The 19,236-nt window shown below is 75.2% G+C and carries 16 protein-coding genes and 1 riboswitch; of the genes, 6 read left to right on the forward strand and 10 right to left on the reverse strand.

Annotated features, from left to right (window positions below; all coding sequences use genetic code 11):
• Positions 1 to 3: 3 nt before the first annotated feature.
• A complete protein-coding gene (locus tag ABZ881_RS11460) occupies positions 4 to 1,467 on the reverse strand; it encodes an MFS transporter (RefSeq protein ID WP_358483827.1) in 1,464 nt (487 codons plus the stop codon).
• A gap of 84 nt (positions 1,468 to 1,551) precedes the next feature.
• On the opposite strand from ABZ881_RS11460, the gene ABZ881_RS11465 reads away from it, so the two are divergent.
• Both ABZ881_RS11465 and ABZ881_RS11470 read left to right on the forward strand, forming a co-directional pair.
• Positions 1,552 to 2,622, forward strand: coding sequence for a tartrate dehydrogenase (locus ABZ881_RS11465; protein WP_358483829.1), 1,071 nt, complete (start codon positions 1,552 to 1,554; stop codon positions 2,620 to 2,622).
• Positions 2,619 to 4,175: an acetolactate synthase large subunit gene (locus ABZ881_RS11470; RefSeq protein ID WP_358483831.1), complete on the forward strand. Its 1,557-nt coding sequence runs from the start codon at positions 2,619 to 2,621 to the stop codon at positions 4,173 to 4,175. Before ABZ881_RS11465 ends, ABZ881_RS11470 begins: the two co-directional genes overlap by 4 nt.
• Positions 4,176 to 4,289: 114 nt before the next feature.
• Here the strand turns inward: ABZ881_RS11470 and ABZ881_RS11475 are convergent, their stop codons facing one another.
• From ABZ881_RS11475 to ABZ881_RS11485, 3 genes are read right to left on the reverse strand one after another with little or no spacing between them, the layout of a single operon-like run.
• Positions 4,290 to 4,820, reverse strand: coding sequence for a hypothetical protein (locus ABZ881_RS11475; protein WP_358483833.1), 531 nt, complete (start codon positions 4,818 to 4,820; stop codon positions 4,290 to 4,292).
• Complete coding sequence (locus ABZ881_RS11480) at positions 4,817 to 5,329, reverse strand: hypothetical protein (RefSeq protein ID WP_358483835.1); 513 nt, start codon at positions 5,327 to 5,329, stop codon at positions 4,817 to 4,819. The genes ABZ881_RS11475 and ABZ881_RS11480 overlap by 4 nt, the downstream gene beginning before the upstream one ends.
• Positions 5,326 to 6,330 carry a hypothetical protein gene (locus ABZ881_RS11485; protein ID WP_358483836.1) on the reverse strand — a complete coding sequence of 335 codons (1,005 nt, stop codon included), beginning with the start codon at positions 6,328 to 6,330 and terminating at the stop codon, positions 5,326 to 5,328. The genes ABZ881_RS11480 and ABZ881_RS11485 overlap by 4 nt, the downstream gene beginning before the upstream one ends.
• A 115-nt stretch (positions 6,331 to 6,445) precedes the next feature.
• Between ABZ881_RS11485 and ABZ881_RS11490 the strand changes: the two genes are divergently transcribed.
• Positions 6,446 to 7,810, forward strand: a complete 1,365-nt coding sequence (locus ABZ881_RS11490; RefSeq protein ID WP_358483838.1) for an MFS transporter — start codon at positions 6,446 to 6,448, stop codon at positions 7,808 to 7,810.
• 14 nt (positions 7,811 to 7,824) lie between these two features.
• Here the strand turns inward: ABZ881_RS11490 and ABZ881_RS11495 are convergent, their stop codons facing one another.
• The gene (locus ABZ881_RS11495) at positions 7,825 to 8,463 is read right to left on the reverse strand and encodes a QsdR family transcriptional regulator (protein ID WP_358483840.1); all 639 of its coding nucleotides are present in this window, start codon (positions 8,461 to 8,463) and stop codon (positions 7,825 to 7,827) included.
• Between the two features lie 244 nt (positions 8,464 to 8,707).
• Between ABZ881_RS11495 and ABZ881_RS11500 the strand changes: the two genes are divergently transcribed.
• Positions 8,708 to 9,778: an alpha/beta hydrolase fold domain-containing protein gene (locus ABZ881_RS11500; RefSeq protein ID WP_358483842.1), complete on the forward strand. Its 1,071-nt coding sequence runs from the start codon at positions 8,708 to 8,710 to the stop codon at positions 9,776 to 9,778.
• A 143-nt stretch (positions 9,779 to 9,921) separates the two neighbouring features.
• Here ABZ881_RS11500 and fmdA read toward each other — a convergent pair whose 3' ends face one another.
• The 3 genes from fmdA to ABZ881_RS11515 are packed head-to-tail and all read right to left on the reverse strand — an operon-like array spanning position 9,922 to position 12,605.
• A complete protein-coding gene (gene fmdA / locus ABZ881_RS11505) occupies positions 9,922 to 11,169 on the reverse strand; it encodes a formamidase (protein WP_358483844.1) in 1,248 nt (415 codons plus the stop codon).
• Between the two features lie 33 nt (positions 11,170 to 11,202).
• Positions 11,203 to 11,487, reverse strand: a complete 285-nt coding sequence (locus ABZ881_RS11510) for a zinc ribbon domain-containing protein (RefSeq protein WP_358483845.1) — start codon at positions 11,485 to 11,487, stop codon at positions 11,203 to 11,205.
• A gap of 53 nt (positions 11,488 to 11,540) precedes the next feature.
• Positions 11,541 to 12,605: a substrate-binding domain-containing protein gene (locus tag ABZ881_RS11515; protein WP_344025203.1), complete on the reverse strand. Its 1,065-nt coding sequence runs from the start codon at positions 12,603 to 12,605 to the stop codon at positions 11,541 to 11,543.
• Positions 12,606 to 12,692: 87 nt separating this feature from the next.
• Here ABZ881_RS11515 and ABZ881_RS11520 point away from each other — a divergent pair, with 87 nt between their 5' ends.
• On the forward strand, positions 12,693 to 13,118 hold the full coding sequence (locus ABZ881_RS11520) for a MarR family transcriptional regulator (protein ID WP_358483846.1): 426 nt from the start codon (positions 12,693 to 12,695) through the stop codon (positions 13,116 to 13,118).
• A 1-nt stretch (position 13,119) separates the two neighbouring features.
• On the opposite strand, the gene cobN is transcribed toward ABZ881_RS11520, so the two are convergent.
• The gene (gene cobN, locus ABZ881_RS11525; protein WP_358483848.1) at positions 13,120 to 16,788 is read right to left on the reverse strand and encodes a cobaltochelatase subunit CobN; all 3,669 of its coding nucleotides are present in this window, start codon (positions 16,786 to 16,788) and stop codon (positions 13,120 to 13,122) included.
• A 73-nt stretch (positions 16,789 to 16,861) separates the two neighbouring features.
• Positions 16,862 to 17,008: riboswitch (cobalamin riboswitch) on the reverse strand.
• A gap of 102 nt (positions 17,009 to 17,110) precedes the next feature.
• A complete protein-coding gene (locus ABZ881_RS11530; protein WP_358483850.1) occupies positions 17,111 to 17,884 on the reverse strand; it encodes a hypothetical protein in 774 nt (257 codons plus the stop codon).
• A 314-nt stretch (positions 17,885 to 18,198) separates the two neighbouring features.
• Between ABZ881_RS11530 and ABZ881_RS11535 the strand changes: the two genes are divergently transcribed.
• Positions 18,199 to 19,191, forward strand: coding sequence for a C40 family peptidase (locus ABZ881_RS11535; RefSeq protein ID WP_358483851.1), 993 nt, complete (start codon positions 18,199 to 18,201; stop codon positions 19,189 to 19,191).
• Positions 19,192 to 19,236 lie beyond the last annotated feature (45 nt).

A 19,236-nucleotide genomic window follows, 5' to 3' on the forward strand; every position in this document is an offset into this window, starting at 1 on the left:
CGCTCACCCGCCGCCGGTGGGCCCGCCCAGGTGGGTCGGCCGGTGACCGGCCGGGGTGGCCGCCCGGCGGCGGGCGAGCACGACGTCGACGATCCCGAGCACCAGCGCCAGCGCGAGCAGCCCGACCGTCACGACCAGTCCGCGGGAGATCGCGGACGCCCAGTCGCCGGTCGCGGCGAGCCGGGTGAAGAAGACCGCGCCCACCGCCGACAGCCCGACCGCCGTCCCGATCCGCTGCCCGGTCTGCAGCACGCCGGCCGCGGTGCCGCCCGCGGCCGGCGGGATCTCGGACAGCGCGATCGTCTGGTTCGGGGCGACGACCAGCCCGCCGCCCGCGCCGGCGACCAGCAGGGTCGCCGCGACCGCCCAGCCGGTCAGCGGGCTCCCCGCGGTCAGGGCCAGTGCCACGTCGGTCGCCACCAGCCCGGCCAGTACGACGGCGAGCCCGGTCACGACCACCAGTTGCCCGTACCGGGCCACCAGCCGCCCGCTCCACGCGGAGGTCAGCGCCGAGCTGAGCGCGAACGGCGTCATCGCCAGCCCGGTCTGCAGCGGCGTGTAGCCGAGCCCGTTCTGCAGGTACAGGGTGAGCACGAAGAAGATCGAGGTGAACCCGGCGAAGTAGGTCGCGCCGAGCGTCGCGCCGACCGCGTAGCTGCGGATCCGCAGCAGCCCGAGATCGACCAGCGGATGGCCGTGCGTGCGCCCGGCCCGCCGCTCCCAGCCGACGAACGCCACCAGCGCCGCGACCGCGACGGGCAGCAGCCACCACGGCGACGACGCCGGGTCCCGCTCGGCGAGCACCAGCGGCAGCATCAAGCACACCACCCCGGTGCCGAGCAGCGCGACACCGGGCACGTCCAGCGGGCGGCGCGGACCGCGCGCCGGGGCGTCCCGGGGCAGCACCCGGGCCGCGAACACCAGCGCGCCCAGCCCGATCGGGATGTTCACGAAGAACACCCAGCGCCAGCCGTCGACGTCCCCGGCGAGCGCCAGCAGCAGCCCTCCGAGCAGCGGGCCGACCGCCGTCGAGATCCCGACGACGGCGCCGAACGTGCCGAACGCCGTCCCCCGCTCCGGGCCTCGGAACAGGTCCTGGATGAGGCCGACGACCTGCGGGGAGAGCAGCCCGGCCGCGGCGCCCTGCAGCAGCCGGACCGCGACCAGCACCTCCGGTGTCGGGGCGAGCCCGGCGACCGCGCTGGTGAGGGTGAACAGCGCGAGCCCGGCCAGGAACATCCGGCGCCGGCCGCGGTCGTCGCCGAGCCGCCCGGCCGCGACCAGCACCAGCCCGAAGGTGAGGGCGTAGCCGGACACCACCCACGACACCTGGGCGGCGGACGCGTCCAGGTCGGCCTGCACCGACGGCAGCGCCACGTTGACGATGCTGACGTCGAGCAGGCTCATGAAGCCGGCGACCAGGCAGACGGACAGCGCTGACCAGCGGCGGGGATCGGGATCGTGCACCCCACCATTCGCGGGTGCCGGGGTGCGCGCCGCAACCCGGACCCCGGGTTCTCCGGACGGGGTCACACCGTGTGCACTGGGAGCATGACGACGTCGTTGCGCATCGCGCTGATCCCCGGCGACGGGATCGGCAAGGAGGTCCTCCCGCCCGCCACCGCCGTGCTGGACGCCGTCGGCCGCCGGCACGGCCTGAGCTTCGGCTACGACGAGTTCGACTGGTCCTGCGAGCGCTACGCGCACACCGGCGCGATGATGCCCGACGACGGCCTGGACCGGATCCGGCAGCACGACGCGATCCTGCTCGGCGCCGTCGGCTGGCCGGGGGTGCCCGATCACGTGTCGCTGTGGGGGCTGCTCATCCCGATCCGCCGCGCGTTCGCCCAGTACGTGAACCTGCGCCCGATCACGGTGTTCGACGGCGTGCGCTCGCCGCTGTCCGCGGCCCGGCCCGGCGACACCGAGGGCGGCGTCGACCTGGTGATCGTCCGGGAGAACTCGGAGGGCGAGTACTCCGAGATGGGCGGCCGGTTCGGGCGCGGCACGGACGGCGAGTTCGCGGTGCAGGAGGCGGTGTTCACCCGGCGCGGCGTCGGCCGGATCGCGGACTTCGCGTTCGACCTGGCGTCGCGGCGGCGGCACCGGCTGGTGTCGGCGACGAAGTCGAACGGCATCGTGCACACCATGCCGTTCTGGGACGAGGTGGTGACCGAGCGGGCCGCCGGGTTCGCGGGCGTACAGTGGCGGTCCGAGCACATCGACGCGCTCGCCGCGAAGCTGGTGCTGGACCCGGCGTCGTTCGACGTGGTGCTGGCGTCCAACCTGTTCGGTGACGTGCTGTCCGACCTGGCCGCGGCGGTCGCCGGGTCGATCGGGATCGCGCCGTCGGGGAACCTCGACCCGACCCGCAGCCACCCGTCGATGTTCGAGCCGGTGCACGGCTCCGCCCCGGACATCGCCGGCCGCGGCATCGCGAACCCGCTCGGCGCGATCTGGTCGGCCGGGCTGCTGCTCGAGCACCTCGGGTACCCCGACGCTGGCGCCGAGGTGCTCGCCGCGATCCGCTCCGCGCTGCTGGAGGTGCGCACCGGCGACCTGGGCGGGACGGCCGGGACCGACGAGATGACCGCCGCCGTGCTGAAGCGGATCGACGCGTGAGGGGCGCGGAGGCGCTCGTCGGGTCGCTGGCCGGGGCCGGCGTCGAGGTCTGCTTCATGAATCCGGGCACCTCGGAGATGCACTTCGTGCAGGCGCTCGACGCGGTGCCGGAGATGCGTGGCGTGCTCGCGCTGTTCGAGGGCGTCGCCACCGGCGCCGCCGACGGGTACGCCCGGATCGCCGGGAAGCCGGCCGCGGTGCTGCTGCACCTGGGGCCGGGGCTGGGTAACGGGCTGGCGAACCTGCACAACGCGCGCCGGGCGGGCACCCCACTGCTGTGCGTGGTGGGCGCGCACGCCACCGACCACGTCCGGCACGACGCGCCGCTGGAGTCCGACATCACCGCGGTCGCGCGGACCGTGTCGGGCTGGGTGCACACCTCGGGCGACGCCCGGGACGTCGCCGCCGACGCGATGCGGGCGCTGGCCGCCACCTCGGAGCGCGGCGGGCAGATCGCGACGCTGGTGCTGCCCGCGGACGTGTCCTGGTCCGAGGGCGCGGCACCCGCTCCCGCGCTGCCGGCGGCGCCGCCGCACCCGCCCGATCCCGGGCGGGTCGCCGCCGCGGCGGCCGCGGTCGCCGCACCCGGCGCCGTGCTCCTGCTCGGCGGGCCCGCGCTGGGCGAGCGGGCGATGGACGCGGCCGGCCGGATCGCCGCCGCGACCGGCACCCGGCTGCTGGTCGAGACGTTCCCGCGCTGCTGGGACACCGGCGCCGGACGGCCGCGGGTGGACAAGCTCGGCTACTTCGCCGAGCAGGCGCTCGCCCAGCTCGACGGCGCGTCGTCGCTGGTGCTCGCCGGTGCCCGCTCGCCGGTGTCGTTCTTCGGGTATCCGGGCGTGCCCGGCGACCTGGTCCCGGACGGCTGCCCGGTGCTCGGCCTCGCCGACACCGCGACCGACGCCTGCGCCGCGCTGGAGGAGCTCGCCGCGGCGGTCGCCCCGGACGCCGTCGCCGAGCCGGCCCCGCGGTCCGCGCCGCAGCCGCCGCCGGGACCGCTGGACGTCCGCTCGATGAGCGCGGCGATCGCGGCGGAGCTGCCGGACGGCGCGATCGTCGTCGACGAGTCGCTCACCGCCGGTGCGGCGCTCGCCCCGGCACTGCAGACCGCGGCCCCGCACACCCAGCTGGCGCTGACCGGCGGCGCGATCGGCCAGGGGCCGCCGACCGCGGTCGGTGCCGCGGTCGCCGCGCCGGACCGGCCGGTGGTGGCGGTGCAGGCCGACGGCAGCGCGCTGTACACCTTCCAGGCGCTGTGGACCCAGGCCCGCGAGCAGCTCGACGTCACCACGGTGCTGATCAACAACTCGGCGTACGCGATCCTGCGGGTCGAGCTGGCCCGCACCGGGGCGGGCGAGGCCGCCCGGTCGGGGCGGGCCGGCCGGATGCTGGACCTGTCCGACCCGACGCCGGACTTCGTGTCCCTGGCGACCGGCCTCGGTGTCCCGGCCCGGCGGGTGGAGACGACCGAGGCGCTGCTCGACGCCCTGCGGTGGGCCCGGGACGAGCCCGGGCCGCACCTGATCGAGGCGATCGTGCCCGCGGTGGGCTGAGCTCTCCCGGGGTTGCTCGTGTCGCGGCGTTCATGATCCCTGTTTCGGGAGTCCTGGTGCGCCTGCGGCGCTCCGGCGCTCCCGAAACAGGGATCATGGTCGGTCGCTCAGGTGCTACAGCGACAGCAGTCGGTCGAAGAACTCCCGGTAGCGGCCGAGGGCCTGGCGCAGGTCCTCGGTCGAGGCGTCCTGGCGGGAGAACTGCTGCTCCAGGTCGTCACGCTGGTTGCGGAACAGGCTCTCCAGCTCGTCGAGCACCTCGCCGACCAGCTCGTTCGCGCCGTGCACGGCGCGGCGGGGCTCGTCGACGAACTCGCCCTTCAGGACGTTCCAGCGCTCCTGGTAACGGCCGGCCCGGTCCGGCGGGATCAGCGACGAGCCGCCGGGCGCCGGATCGGCGGTGCCCGGTCGCGCGCCGGGATCCCCGGCAGGCGCCCCATCTGGTCCGGCTGCGGGCGCTCCGCCCGGGGCCGCTGCGGGCGCTCCGCCCGGTGCCGCGGCCCGAGCGGCGCCCGGGTGGCCGGCGGGACCGACCGGATCGGCGGGGCCGGCAGCGCCCCGCGGTGGTCCGCCGTCCGGCCCGGCCGGTCGGCCGGGCTGCGCCGCGCCGGTGTCGTACGGCGCGCCGCCCGGGCCGGGCGTCACGGGAGGTCCGGGATCCCCCGGGGCCGGGGGTGCGCCCTGCGGGGCCGGCGAGCCGGCGCCGCGGACCGGGGCGCCGCCGGAGGCATCGGCCGCGGGGACACCCGCGGCCGGGGCGGCGCCATCCGGGCCCGCGGTGTGCGGGGGTGCCCCGGCGCCGCCGCCCGGCGGGGCCGGGTGCTCGGCATGCCGTCCGCGCGGCGCCTCGCCCGGCCACGGATCCGTCCCGGGTGGGAGATCCGCACCGCCCGAGCGCGGCTCGCGCCCGGCGGGAGGTCCGCACCCCGGCTGCGCGCGTCGATGCCGGGTGGCGGGCCGGCGCCGGGGACCGGCTCGCGCAGTGGGTCGCCCGGACCGGCCGCGCCCGCGTCGCGCTGCGCGGTGACGGCGGCGTCGGTGCCGTCCCAGTCGGCGTCGCGCTCGTCGTCGCTGCGGCCGACGAGCCGCTCCTTGATCTCCCCGGCCAGCCTGGCCGCGCGGCTCTCGGGCCGGTGTCCGGAACGGTCGCTCATGCGCTCGTCTCCCGTCGTGTGTCGTGTCCGGTCTGCGGCTGCTGCGGCCGAGGTCCGGCGGGGTCGCGCTGCGGGTCGGTCCGGCCGGTGCGCGGATCGGCCTGGGCCGCGCGGGGGTCGATCCGGCCGTTGCGGAGATCGGGTCCGGCGGCGCGGGGATCGGGCTGCACAGCCCGCGGGTCCCCCTGCGCGACCCGCGGATCAGGCTGCGCAGCTCGCGGATCCCCCTGCACACCATGCGGATCGGGCTGCGCAGCTCGCGGGTCGGCCTGCGCTGCCCGTGGGTCCCCGTGCACCCCCCGCGGATCGGCCTGCGCCGCCCGCGGATCGGGCTGCACTGCCCTCGGCCCCGCCGGCGCCGCTGTCCCGGCCACCGGCGCGGCGCTCCCGGCCCCCGGCGCGGCGGTCCCCCGGGCGGCGGCGTCACCGGGCCCCCGGGCATCCCGGTCGCGCTCGTCGCCGGTGTCGTCGAGCAACGCGTCGACCAGCGCCCGGTAGCTCGTCACGGCCTGCCGCAGGTCCTCCGTACCGGCCCGCCCCGCGGCGTGCTCCCGGGAGATCCCGCGCGCCTCCCGGTAACGCTGGGTCAGCACGGGGTAGGCGACGGACAGGTCCTCGGCCCGCTGGTCGAAGTCCTCGACCGGATAGCCACGGGCGGACATCACCTCGGCGACCAGGCGGTCGGCCTCCCGGACCGCGCTCGCCGGGTCGTCGACGAAGCCCTGCTGCACCTGGGTCCAGCGGCCGCGGTAGCCCGCGCGCTCCTGCGGGTCGAGATCGCGCAGCCGCAGCGAGCGGTGTCGCCTGCGCCGCTCCGCGAGGTCCTTCTCGGCGTCCCGCGGGTCGTCGGCGCCACGCACCGCGCGGTCGTACTCGGGACCGAACTGCTCGCGTAGCGCGGCCGATCGGCGTCGGCGCGCCGCCGCGAGCGCGGCGGCCACGATCGCCACGAGGACGATCACCACCACGGCCACGATGATGATCGTTGTGATGTCGGTCATATCGGTCTGTACCCGTTCGTGCGGCACGAAAACACCCCTGACCTGCCCGTGATCACGCATCGTGAACGCGGAACCCGCTTGACCTGCACCGGGGTGCAGGTCGCAGGCTGGACGCGTGGTGGAGACCGTCCCGGGACGTGGCGCAGGGAACGAGCCGGGTGTCTGGTCATCCGGGCGGGCCCCGACCACCGTCGGCATCCTGCTGCTGATCAGCCTCACCGCGTTCGAGGCGATGGGGGTCGGCACCGCGATGCCGGCCATCGTGGACGATCTCGGCGGGCTCGCGCTCTACGCGTGGCCGTTCGTCGCGTTCCTGGCCGCGGCGGTCTTCGGGACGGCCTTCGGCGGCCGCTGGTGCGACGCCCGCGGGCCACGGGCCCCGCTCGTCGTCGCACCGACGGTGTTCGGGATCGGCCTGCTCGTCGCCGGCTCGGCGACGACGGCCGCCGAGCTGCTCACCGGCCGGGTGCTGCAGGGCCTCGGCGCCGGAGTGCAGGGCGTCGCGGTGTACGTGCTGGTCGCCGCGGTCTACCCGAGCCGGCAGCGGCCCGTGGTGTTCGGGCTCATCTCGTCGGCGTGGGTGCTGCCCTCGCTCGCCGGCCCGCCGCTGGCGGCGATCGTCACCGAACGGTTCTCCTGGCACTGGGTGTTCCTCGGGCTGCTCCCGGTCGTCGGCCTCGCCCTCGTCCTGATCATGCCCGCCGTGCGGGGGCTCGGTCCGCCGCGCGAGCGCACGACCGGCGGCGGCACCGGGTTGGTGATCGCCGCGCTCGGCGCCGCACTCGGGGTGGCCGGTCTCAGCTGGGCGCTGGAGAACCTCGACGCCCGCGGCGCGGTGGTCGGCGCGGTCGCGGTGCTCGCGCTCGTCCCCTCGCTGCGCAGGCTGCTGCCCGGCGGGGTCGTCAAGGCACGGCCGGGCATCGCCTCGGTGGTCGCGGCCCGCGGCCTGGTGGCGGGGGCGTTCTTCACGGTGGTGTCGTTCCTGCCGCTGATCCTCACCGCGACGCACGGATGGTCGCTGACCGCGGCCGGCGTCCCGCTGATCGTCGCGTCACTGGGGTGGTCGGCGGCCGCCGCCTGGCAGGCCCGCCATCCCGACAGGGACCGGTCGGTGATGCTGCGCGCCGGATTCGCGACGATCGCCGTCGGCCAGCTCGGGCTGCTGCCGGTCGCCGCGGGATGGCTGCCCGGCTGGCTCGCGATCGGGTTCTGGGGGCTGGCCGGGCTCGGGATGGGCGTCGCGTTCTCCGCGATCGCGTTCCTGACGCTCGCCCACTCGACGGCGATCGACGTCGGATCGCACTCGTCGGCGGCGCAGCTGCTGGACCAGCTGGCGACGGCGGCGTTCGTCGGGCTCGGCGGGGCGCTGCTGGCGATGCTCACCTCGCCCGCCGTCGCGATGCCGGTGCTGCTCGGGGTGGTGGCGGTGCTGGCGCTGACCGGCGCGGCGACGGCGCCGCGCACCCGGCTGCCGGCCTGACCGGCGGCAGCCGGTCAGCGCAGCAGCGCCCGCAGGACCCGCGCGTTGCGCTCCGGATCGGGCTCGCCGCCGGTGATCGCCGGCGTGTGCACGAACGACTCCGCGATCCGCACGGTGGCGTAGGCGAGCTCGGCCGGTTCGAGGTCGATGGTCACCCGGCCGGTCTCGACGTCGTGGGTCAGCATCGTGGTGACGAGCCCGATCAGCCGGCTCTGGAACTCGCTCGCCTCCCGGGTGAGCAGCCGGGCGAGCAACTCGCCCTCGTCGGCCTGCATCCGCCGGAACCCCGGGTGCAGCAGCACGTCGGCCGCCCACCGGCTGAGCGTCTCGGCGGTCAGGCTGTGCGCGGGCCCCTCGTCGCGTACGGTGTCCCACACGGCGGCGAGCGCGCGGTCGGCGGTGAGCCACAGCACCTCGACCAGCAGCTGGTCCCGCGTCCCGACCCAGCGGTGCAGCGTCACCCGGCTGATCCCGAGCTCCTTGGCGAGCGCCTGGATGTCGATCCGGCGGCCCGCGCGGAACCACCGGAGCGCGACCGTCAGCGCGTCCAGCGGGCTCGCCCTGGTGCGCACCGGCACGGCACGCAGCTGCCGCTGCAGCGGGGTCACCGCCGCGGAGCCCGCGCGGGCCGCAGCGCCCCGGTCACCGCTCACCGCTCCTCCGCCCCCCGCCCGTGACGTACCGACGCACCCGGCATCGGATGCAACGTGATACACCGACTGTATCGGACAGGTTTCCCGGCTCGGTCCTGCCACGCAGGATATCCACAGTTCAGGGGCACTGCATGCCCGAGTAGCGTTCGCCCGAACGGCATTCTTGTGTGACACACGTCGTGCTCTGTAGCTTTTCGGGGGTGCACGTCAGAGGTGCGCGACCGCGCTCAACGAGGAGCAGGACATGACCGACACGACGACCCACCGGCCTGTCGGCCGGCTGGGGAACCCCGCACTCAGCCTGGCGGACGATCCGCGCGCCGATCCCCGGATGATCGCCGTCCTCGGCGCCTTCGGCGTGACCGGGCACGCCGACGACGCGCCGATCGACCGCACTGCGGGCCGCGAGGCACTGCTCGCGTTCGTCGCGGCCGTCGAGGAGGGCTTCGAGGGCTTCTTCGCGGCGCTGGCCGAGCCGTGGGCGCCGGTGCCGGGGATCGTGCGGGAGACCCGCGAGCCGGCCCCCGGCGTCACCCTGCACGTGCACCGCCCGGAGGGCGCCGACGGCCCGCTGCCGGTGGTGTACCAGATCCACGGCGGCGGGATGGTCATGCTCGGTGCGACCGGGCAGGCGTACATGCACTGGCGCGACGAGCTCGCGGCGGCCGGGGCGGTCGTCGTCGGCGTCGAGTACCGCAACGGCGGCGGCCGGCTCGGCGCGCACCCCTTCCCGGCCGGGCTCGACGACTGCGCCACCGGGCTCCGCTGGGTGCTCGACCACCTCGACGAGCTGGGCGGGACGCACGTCGTGGTCACCGGGGACTCCGGCGGGGCGAACCTCGCGCTCGCGGTCGCGATCCGGGCCCGGCGGGAGGGCTGGAGCGACCGGATCGCCGGCATCCACGCGCTGTGCCCGTACGTGCTCGGCACCTGGGACCGGGCCCCCGAGCACCTGCACTCGCTGCGCGAGAACGACCGGTACTGGCTCAACCGGCAGCTCTTCCCGCTGCTCGCCGAGGTCTACGACCCGGGAGCGGGCAACGTCGACGATCCCACCTGCTGGCCGGCCCGGGCAACCGTCGACGACCTGCGCGGCCTGCCGCCGCACCTCATCTCGTGTGCGGAGCTCGATCCGCTGCGCGACGAGGGCATCGCCTACCACCGGCTGCTCCTGCAGGCCGGTGTGCCGTCGGTCGGGAAGGTCGACCTGGGGCTCTGCCACGTCGGGCAGATCCTGTTCCGGGACGCGATGCCCGACGTGTACGCCGCCGCGGTGCGCGAGGTCGTCGGGTTCGCGGAGTCGGTGCGCCCCTGACGCCGGGCCCGTCCCTGCACGGGCGGTGCGCTCGTGCAGGGACGGGACGGGATCAGATGGCGGCCGGGCTCGCCAGGGGCTCAGCGGCGGTATCGAGCGCGGCGGGCGTCACCGTCGTCCAGCGGCGTCCCGGCCGAACGGGCTCACGAGGACACCGCGCAGCTCCCCCGGTCCTTCCACACCGGTCCGGACGCGGACGGGCGGATGTCGTCGTCGAAGATCGCGGTGGGCAGGTAGAGCGAGCAGCAGGCGTTCGGGATGTCGACGACGCCCGAGACCCGGCCCTCGATCGGTGCCGACCCGAGCAGCAGGTAGGCCTGCGGACCCGAGTAGCCGAACTTCTCCAGGTAGGTGACGGCGTTGAGGCAGGCGTTGCGGTAGGCGACGGTGGCGTCGTTGTAGAGGTTGGTGTCGGTGGTGTGGTCGACGCCGATCCCGATGAAGGTGACGAACTCGGAGTAGCGCGGTTCGACGTTGCCGGGCATCAGGATCGGGTTGGTGGTGACGCCGTAGGTCTCCATCCCGCCCTTGATCAGGTCGACGTGGAAGTCGATGAACCCGCCCATCTCGATCGCGCCGCAGAAGGTGATCTCGCCGTCGCCCTGGGAGAAGTGCAGGTCACCGCCGGAGAACAGGGCGCCCGGCACGTGGACCGGGTAGAAGACGCGGCTGCCGCGGGTGAAGTTCTTGATGTCGTGGTTGCCGCCGTTCTCCCGGGGCGGCACGGTGCGGGCGCCGTCCCGGCCGATCCCGGCGAGCGCGTCGCCGGTCGCGGTGCCGCCGAGCACCTCCTCGTCCAGCGGCGGGAGGGCGAGCGCGGGCACCCGGTCCGGGTCGGTGGCGATCAGCGCGCGTTCCCGGGCGTTCCAGCGGGCCAGCAGCTCGGGCGACGGCGCGGTGCCGAAGAGTCCGGGATGGGTGATCCCGGTGTAGGAGACGCCGGGGATGTGCCGGGAGGTGGCCTTCTGGCCGGAGAAGTCCCAGATCGCCTTGTACGCGTCGGGGAAGGTGTCGGTGAGGAACCCGCCGCCGTTCTGCTTGGCGAAGATGCCGGTGTAGCCCCAGCCCTGACCGGGTGCGGGACCGGTCTCCTGCGGCACCGGACCGAGATCGAGGATGTCGACGACGAGCAGGTCGCCCGGCTCGGCGCCCTCCACCGCGATCGGGCCGGAGAGCATGTGGGCGCCACGCAGGTCGACGTCGCGGACGTCGTTCGCGGAGTCGTTGTTGCCGATCTGGCCGTCGGTCCACTCCCGGCACTCGACGCGGATCGAGGTGTCCGGGCGGACGGTGACGGCCGGCGGGATGTCGGGATGCCAGCGGTTGTGGCCGGGGACCGCCTGGTCGCGCATGGACCTGGCCTGGTCGACGGTGAACACGACGTCGGGCACGGTGGCCTCCTGGAACTCGGTGGGGTGCGGGGATCAGGGCCGGGGCAGCCGGGCGTGCCGCGGGTCCCGGGTGACGGGCGTGGCGCGCCGGGAGCGGCCCGGCACCGACGAGACGACCTGCGGCGCGTCGGCGCTGGCGCCCGAGGCGTCCAGCGCGCGGCGCAGGCCGGGATCGACGCCGCGCAGCGCGGGCGCCCCGAAGATCCGCGACGAGTGCGATCCGCAGTCCGGGCACTGCGCCTCCCGGGCGGCCGCGGACATCGGCCGGACCTGGTCGAACTCGCCGCAGACGGGGCAGCGATGGGTGTAGGTGGGCACGGACACCTCCAAAGTACTGTCATATGAAAATATCTCCATTGACAGTATGGGTGTCAAGCCAGGCGGGCCAGAACGTCGAACGACAGGCCGTCGGCCCGGGCCAGGTAGACGTCCTGCCGCAGGTGCCCGCCGCGCAGCGAGACCGCACCCCGGGGACCGTCGAAGCCGGTGTCCTCGGCGACCGCGAGCAGCGCCGCGGGCTCCACCGATCCCGCCCGGCCGGCCAGCCTGCCGAGCAGCGTGATCGCCTCGAAGCAGGACTCGGCAAGCGCGCCCGGCACCGGGGCGTGCACGCCGAACCGGGCCGCGTAGCGGGCCGAGAAGTCCAGCGACGACGCGGTCGCCAGCGTCTCGAAGTAGCCGGCCGCCGCGTACAGCTCGCGGGTGGCCTCGGCGCCGGTCGCGAGCAGCATGTTCTCCTCCATCAGCGGGGAGAGCCGGACCCGATGGCGGTCGGCGCCGGACGCCGCGAAGGCACGGTTGAACCGGACCGCGTCCGAGCCGACCAGGAACATCAGCACGCCCTGCGCGCCGGAGCGCTGCACCCGGGTGACGACGGGGCCGAAGTCGTCGGTGCCGAGCGGGACGAACACCTCGTCGAGCACCCGGACGTCCGGGCTGGTCCGCACGAAGCGGCGCACCGCGCGGGCCGAGCCGCGCGGCCACACGTAGTCGTTGCCGACCACGCACCAGGTCCGCACGCCCAGCTCCGCCGACATCCAGCGCAGCGCGGGCAGCACCTGGGTCTCCGGTGTCTCACCGGTCAGGAACACCCCCGGCGTCGTCTCGCCGCCCTCGTAGAGCGGGGCGTAGACGTAGGGCACCCGGCCGGCCACGGCCGGGGCGAGGGCCTGCCGGACCGCGGAGATGTGCCAGCCGCTGACCGCGGCCACCCGGCCCGCGTCGAGCAGGTCCCGGACGGCCGCGGCGACCTCGGACGGCGGCCGGCCGCCGTCCACCGGCAGCAGCCGGACCTCGCGGCCGAGGACCCCGCCCGCGTCGTTCAGCTCGGCGGCGGCCAGGTCACCGCATGCCTCGCAGGCCGGGCCGAGGATCCCGGCCGGGCCGCTGCGGGGCACGACGAAGGCGACGTCGAGCACTGCGGGGGCCGTGGACACGTCACCTCCCGGTCGGTTGAAGGTGACAGTGTTTACGATGACAGCGATCTCGTCACTACCCCGAACGCGCCAGCCCGGAGGATGCCCGTGCCCGCCGCCGAACCCTGCACCGGCGCCCCGGCCGCCGCGGCCGTGCTCGGCCGCGCCGCGCACCGGGTCGAGCGGCGGATCGAGGAGGCCGTCCGGCCGCCGGACGGGCCGGGCCTGGACGGCTGGCGGGTGCTCGATCTGCTCGCCGACGGCGCGGGGCACCCGATGTCGGACATCGCGGTCCACGCGATGGTCCCGGCGCCGACCCTGACGAAGATCATCGACCGGATGGTGGACCGGGCACTGGTGTACCGCCGGCCGGACGACGCCGACCGCCGGCGGGTGCTGGTGTTCGGCACCGACCGCGGCCGGGAGCTGCACGCGGCGTTGCAGCCGGGCGTCGCGCGGGTGGAACGGGAGATCCTGGACGCGTTCGGCGCCGACGCCGGGACGGTGCTGGCGGCACTGTCCCGGCTCGGCTGAGCTACTCGCCCTCCAGGTCCCCCTCCGACTCCAGGTACGCCTGCCGCAGCGCGTCCAGCGTGGACGCCTCCGGCGACTCCCACAGCCCCCGGTCGACGGCCTCCAGCAGCCGCTCCGCCATCCCGTGCAGCGCCCACGGATTGGACTCGGTCAGGAACTTGCGGTTGTCCGGGTCCAGCACGTACCCCGCGGTCAGCGTCTCGTACTGCCAGTCGGCGATGACACCGGTGGTGGCGTCCCAGCCGAACAGGTAGTCGACCGTCGCCGCCATCTCGAACGCGCCCTTGTACCCGTGCCTGCGCATCGCGGCGATCCAGCGCGGATTGACCACCCGGGCCCGGAACACCCGGGCGGTCTCCTCGTGCAGGGTGCGGGTGCGGACGGCCTCGGGGCGGGTCGAGTCGCCGACGTAGGCCTCCGGCGAGCTGCCGGTCAGCGCGCGGACGGTCGCGACCATGCCGCCGTGGTACTGGTAGTAGTCGTCGGAGTCGGCGATGTCGTGCTCGCGGGTGTCGATGTTCTTCGCCGCCACCGCGATCCGCCGGTAGGCGTTCTCCATGTCGTCCCGGGCGGGCACGCCGTCCAGGCCGCGGCCGTAGGCGTAGCCGCCCCAGGTCGAGTAGACCTCGGCGAGATCGGCGTCGCCGCGCCAGTCGCGCGAGTCGACCAGCTGCAGCAGCCCGGCGCCGTAGGTGCCCGGCTTGGACCCGAAGATCCGGGTGCGGGCCCGGCGGTCGTCGCCGTGCCGCTCGCGGTCGGCGAGCACGTGCGCGCGGACGAAGTTCTGCTCCGGCGTCTCGTCCAGCTCGGCGACCAGCTTCACCGCGTCGTCGAGCAGGGCCAGGACGTGCGGGAACGCGTCCCGGAAGAACCCGGAGATGCGGACGGTGACGTCGACCCGGGGGCGGCCCAGCTCGTCGAGCCCGATCACCTCGAGATCGCGGACCCGGCGCGACGCGTCGTCCCACACCGGGCGGACGCCGAGCAGCGCGAACACCTCGGCGACGTCGTCGCCGGAGGTCCGCATCGCGCTGGTCCCCCACACCGACAGGCCGACCGAGCGCGGGTACTCGCCGTGGTCGGCGCGGTAGCGCTCGACCAGCGACTCGGCCATCGCCTGCCCGGTCTCCCAGGCCAGCTTCGACGGGACGGCCTTCGGGTCGACCGAGTAGAAGTTCCGGCCGGTCGGCAGCACGTTCACCAGTCCGCGAAGCGGCGAGCCGGACGGGCCGGCCGGGATGAAGCCGCCGTCCAGGGCGTGCAGCACCCGGTCCAGCTCGTGCGCGGTGGCGTCCAGCCGGGGCACCACCTCGACGGCGGCGAAGCGCAGCACCGCACGCACCGCGCCGTCGTCGACGCCGGGGAGTGCCGCCGCCGCAGCGGGCCGGACGGCCGGACCGGCAGTACCGGCGGTACCGCCAGTACCGCAGTGCTCGGCGGCGACGTCGTCGACCGCTCCCGGATCCCAGTCCCGGGCCTCCATCCCGGCGACCAGCGCGCGGGCGACGGTCTCGACGGCGTCCGTTCGGGCACCGGTCTCGGAGCCGTCCTCGACCAGCCCGAGCGCCTGCCGCAGCCCGGGCACGGACTGCTCGCCGCCCCACATCTGCCGGGCCCGCAGCACGGCGAGCACCAGGTCGATCCGCTGCTCACCGGCCGGGGCGAGAGCCAGCACGTGCAGGCCGTCCCGGATCTGCACGTCCTTGATCTCGCAGAGCCAGCCGTCGACGTGCATCAGCATGTCGTCGAAGACGTCCTCGTCCGGGCGCTCCTCCAGGCCCAGGTCGTGGTGCATCTTCGCGGCCGTCATCAGCGTCCAGATCTGCTGGCGGATCGCGGGCAGCTTCGCCGGGTCGAGCGCGGAGATGTTGGCGTGCTCGTCGAGCAGCTGCTCCAGCCGGGCGATATCGCCGTAGCTCTCGGCCCGGGCCATCGGCGGGATGAGGTGGTCGACCAGGGTGGCGTGCGCCCGGCGCTTGGCCTGGGTGCCCTCCCCCGGGTCGTTCACCAGGAACGGGTAGATCAGCGGCAGGTCGCCGAGCACGGCGTCGGTGCCGCAGGACGCCGACATGCCCAGTGTCTTGCCCGGCAGCCACTCCAGGTTCCCGTGCTTGCCGATGTGCACGATCGCGTGCGCGCCGAACCCGCCGTCGGACTCCGGCGCCGCCAGCCAGCGGTACGCGGCCAGGTAGTGGTGCGACGGCGGCAGGTCCGGATCGTGGTAGATCGCGACCGGGTTCTCCCCGAACCCGCGCGGCGGCTGCACGATCAGCGTGACGTTCCCGCTGCGCAGCGCGGCGACGACGATGTGGTCGTCGTGCACGTACAGCTCGCCCGGCGGCTCGCCCCAGTGCTCGACGACGCCGTCGCGGAGGTCCTGCGGAAGCGTGCCGAACCAGCTGCGGTAGGTCGAGGCGGAGATCCGGATCGGGTTCCCGGCGAGCTTCTCCTCGGTGAGCCAGTCCGGGTCCTGCCCGCCGGCCTCGATCAGCGCGTGCATCAGCGCGTCGCCGTCGCCTGCCTCGACACCCGGGAACCCGCCGGTCTCGTACCCGGCGGCGGCCATCGTGCGCAGCAGCGCGACCGTCGAGGCCGGGGTGTCCAGACCGACCGCGTTCCCGATCCGGGCGTGCTTGGTCGGGTACGCCGACAGCATCAGCACGATCTTCTTGTCGGCGTTCGGGATCCGGCCGAGGTTGGCGTGGTTGACCGCGATCCCGGCGACCCGGGCGGCCCGCTCGGGGTCCGGGACGTAGACGGACAGGCCGTCGTCGTCGGTCTCCTTGAACGAGAACGGGACGGTGATCAGCCGGCCGTCGAACTCGGGGACGGCGACCTGGGTGGCGACGTCGAGCGGGGACAGGCCGTCGTCGTTGGACTCCCAGGTCTCCCGGGACGAGGTCAGGCACAGGCCCTGCAGGATCGGGACGTCGAGCGCGGCCAGCTCGGTGACGTCCCACTCCTCGTCCTCGCCGCCGGCCTGCGCGGACGCCGGCTTGGTGCCGCCCGCGGCGAGCACGGTGACGACCATCGCGTCGGCGCCACGCAGCCGCTCCAGCAGCCCGGCCGGGGCCTGGCGCAGCGAGGCGCACCAGATCGGCAGCGGTGTCGCGCCCTTCGCGGAGATCGCGTCGCAGAGCGCCTCGACGTAGGCGGTGTTCCCGGCCAGGAACTGCGCCCGGTAGAAGAGCACCGCCACGGTGGGTCCGGTCCCGATCCCGGTGCCGGTGCCGGTGCCGGTGTCGGGGCGGTCCAGCACGCCCCACTCGGGCAGCTCCACCGGCGGCGCGAAGCCCTCGCCGGTGAGCAGCACCGTGTCGGACAGGAACGCGTGCAGCTGCCGCAGGTTCTCGGTGCCGCCCTGCGCGAGGTAGGTGTGCGCCTCGGCGGCGACGCCGGCGGGCACGGTGGAGAGCTCCATCATCTCCGCGTCCGGCGCCATCTCACCGCCCAGGCAGACCAGCGGCGTGGACCGGGCCCGCAGCAGGTCCAGGCCCTCCTCGAAGTAGCGGTAGCCGCCGAGCACCCGGACGACGACGACGTCGGCCGCGTCGGCCATCGCGGCCAGCTCGTCGAGCAGCACCCGGTTCGGGTTGGCGAGGCGGTAGTCCGCCCCGCCGGCGCGGGCGGAGAGCAGGTCGGTGTCCGAGGTGGACAGGAGCAGGATCACCGGGCGGTCCCGGTGCGGGGCGTGCGGGCGCGCGTCATCGGCGTACCTTCCTCGGGATCCTCGTCCCGGACGGAGGTGGCGCGGCGGATGGGGCCAGTGTCTGGCTGCCCCGGCGGTCCACGAGGGTCCGCAGGGATCACAGTGGCGGGACCGCGCCGGACTCGCACCGGCTTCCTGATCCCACCCGCCGTCTTCGGTTGTCCGATCACCTTCCGCAACGGGCCGGTCCCCCGTCAAGGAACCGTGCACCGCCGTGGCGCTCGGCACGGGTGCCGCCGGTCACCCCGGCCGTCGTGGCGGGCGCCGCTGGAGGCCGGTCTGCTCACCCGGACAGGAGATCGCCCTGCGGGATCGGTCGTGGGCCGATCCCCTCCGGCAGGGCGGTCGATGGGGCGTCCAGCCAGAACACGTGCCGGCCCCCGCTCGAGACCGTGACCCCGTACCGGTCGGTGTCGGGTGAGCCGAGCTGCCGCCAGATCCCGGCGAGCGTCTCGACGCGGCCCCACAGCCGACGGGGCCCACCCTGGGCGACGGTGGAGGCGTCGTCGGTGAGCTGCGCCCAGGAGCCGTCGCCGGAGTAGAGAGACCGGACTCCGGTCATGAGCATCTCGACCTCGGGCAGGTCGATCCCGACGAGGGTGCGCAGAACTGGCCGGTCCAGCTCGTCGGGATGGTCCGCGACGTCGCGGACCGTGGTGCGCTCGTCGTGGGCCCGGACGTGCGGCCCGGCCGCGGGGTCGCGCAGCGGATGGTCCGGATCGGGGCGCATCCACATGAAGTGTCCGGGACGGCCGGTGAACCGACCCGACACGTGCTCGGGGTCGCTCCTGTCGAGCACGATGAGCCCGCTGCTGGACTCGCTGCGCAGGTCGACCACGATCCGGCCGCCGTCGGCGAGCTGGGACACCCACGCACCGGGGACCCGGGGCGCGCCGCAGGTGGCGATGATGCGGTCGGACGGCGCCCCATGCGGGACCCCGACGGCGCCGTCACCGGTCACCACCGTCGGGCGCAGACCTGCTGCAGCGAGGCGCTCGCGGGCGGTCGCGGCCGGGTCGGGGTGCAGCTCGACGGTGGTGACCCGCTCGGCGCCCACCAGCCCGCGCAGAGGATCGCGGCGTCGTAGCCGGTGGCCGTGCCGATCTCCAGGACGCGGGCAGCAGGGCCATCGCTCCACCCTCTCGCGCTCCCGCGCCGAACAGCGGGATCGCCGCATCATCGCGCCGAGCGACGACGACCGCGGAGGTTCCGGCGGATCTGCGCCGGACGCGCCCGGGGTTCCGGCCGCCCCGGGGAGGACTCGCCGCCCGCTGACCCCGTCGGGGGACTCCCCGGTGCGCCTGCTTGCCCGGACCCGTACCCCGGTCGACGCTCTCCCGGCACGACCCACCTCCACCGGCGGGAGCCACCGTGACCCGACGCATCCTCACCGTGCTGCTCGGCACGGTGCTGGTCACGGCGCTCACCCTGCCCGCGGCGCAGGCGGCGGTGCCGGACGTCCTCGCCGATCGGGCGTACATCGGCGTCTCGGTCGCCACCGTGTGGACCTCCCCCACCAGCCCCCGGGAGATGGACCGCTCCGCCGTCGCCGCGCCGGCCGACCCGGCAGCCTGGCTCGGTTCGATGACCGCCGCCGACCGGCGCGAGCTGACCACCGCGTCCCGCACCCAGACCCAGGTCCTCTACGGCGCCCCGGTGCAGGTGCTGGAGCGCCGGGACGACTGGACCCGGGTCGCGGTCCCCGGCCAGCCCAGCGCGAAGTACGACCGCGGCTATCCGGGCTGGATCCCGTCCGCCCAGCTCACCACCGGTGTCGCGTTCGCCGGGCTCACCGCGGCGCTGCCCGCGGGCACCGTCGACGAGGTCGCCACCACCTGGCTCTACGCCGAGGAGACGCGCACCGAGCGGCTCCGCGAGATCAGCGCGGGCACCCGGCTGCCGGTGCTCTCCGGCGACTCCGGCGGCGTGCAGGTGTCGCTGCCCGGCGGCGGCACCGCCTGGATCGACGCGGCGCACCTGCGGATCGGCGGGCCGGGACCGGCGACCGGAGAGGACCTGGTCGGCACCGCGCGGCTGTTCCTGGACCGGCCCTACCTGTGGGGCGGCCGCTCCGGGTTCGCGCCGGACTGCTCCGGGCTGACCGGGCTGGTGCACGAGCTGCACGGGATCACGATCGGCCGGGACGCGTCCGACCAGGCGATCGGCGGCCGGGCCGTCGGGAAGGACGACCTGCGGCCCGGCGACCTGCTGTTCTGGAACTCGCCCGCCACCCACGTCGCGATCTACGCGGGCGACGGGCAGATGATCGAGGCGTTCGACGCGTCCACCCCGGTGCGGGTCACCCCGGTCCGGTTCGACGACAGCTACGCCGGGGCGCGCAGGCACCTGCCCGACCCGGCCTGACCTGGTCCGCGCCCGGCGTGTGACCGATGCCGCCGCCCCGCGCGG

The organism is Pseudonocardia sp. NPDC046786, from assembly GCF_040645415.1.
Taxonomy (GTDB): Bacteria; Actinomycetota; Actinomycetes; order Mycobacteriales; family Pseudonocardiaceae; genus Pseudonocardia; species Pseudonocardia kongjuensis.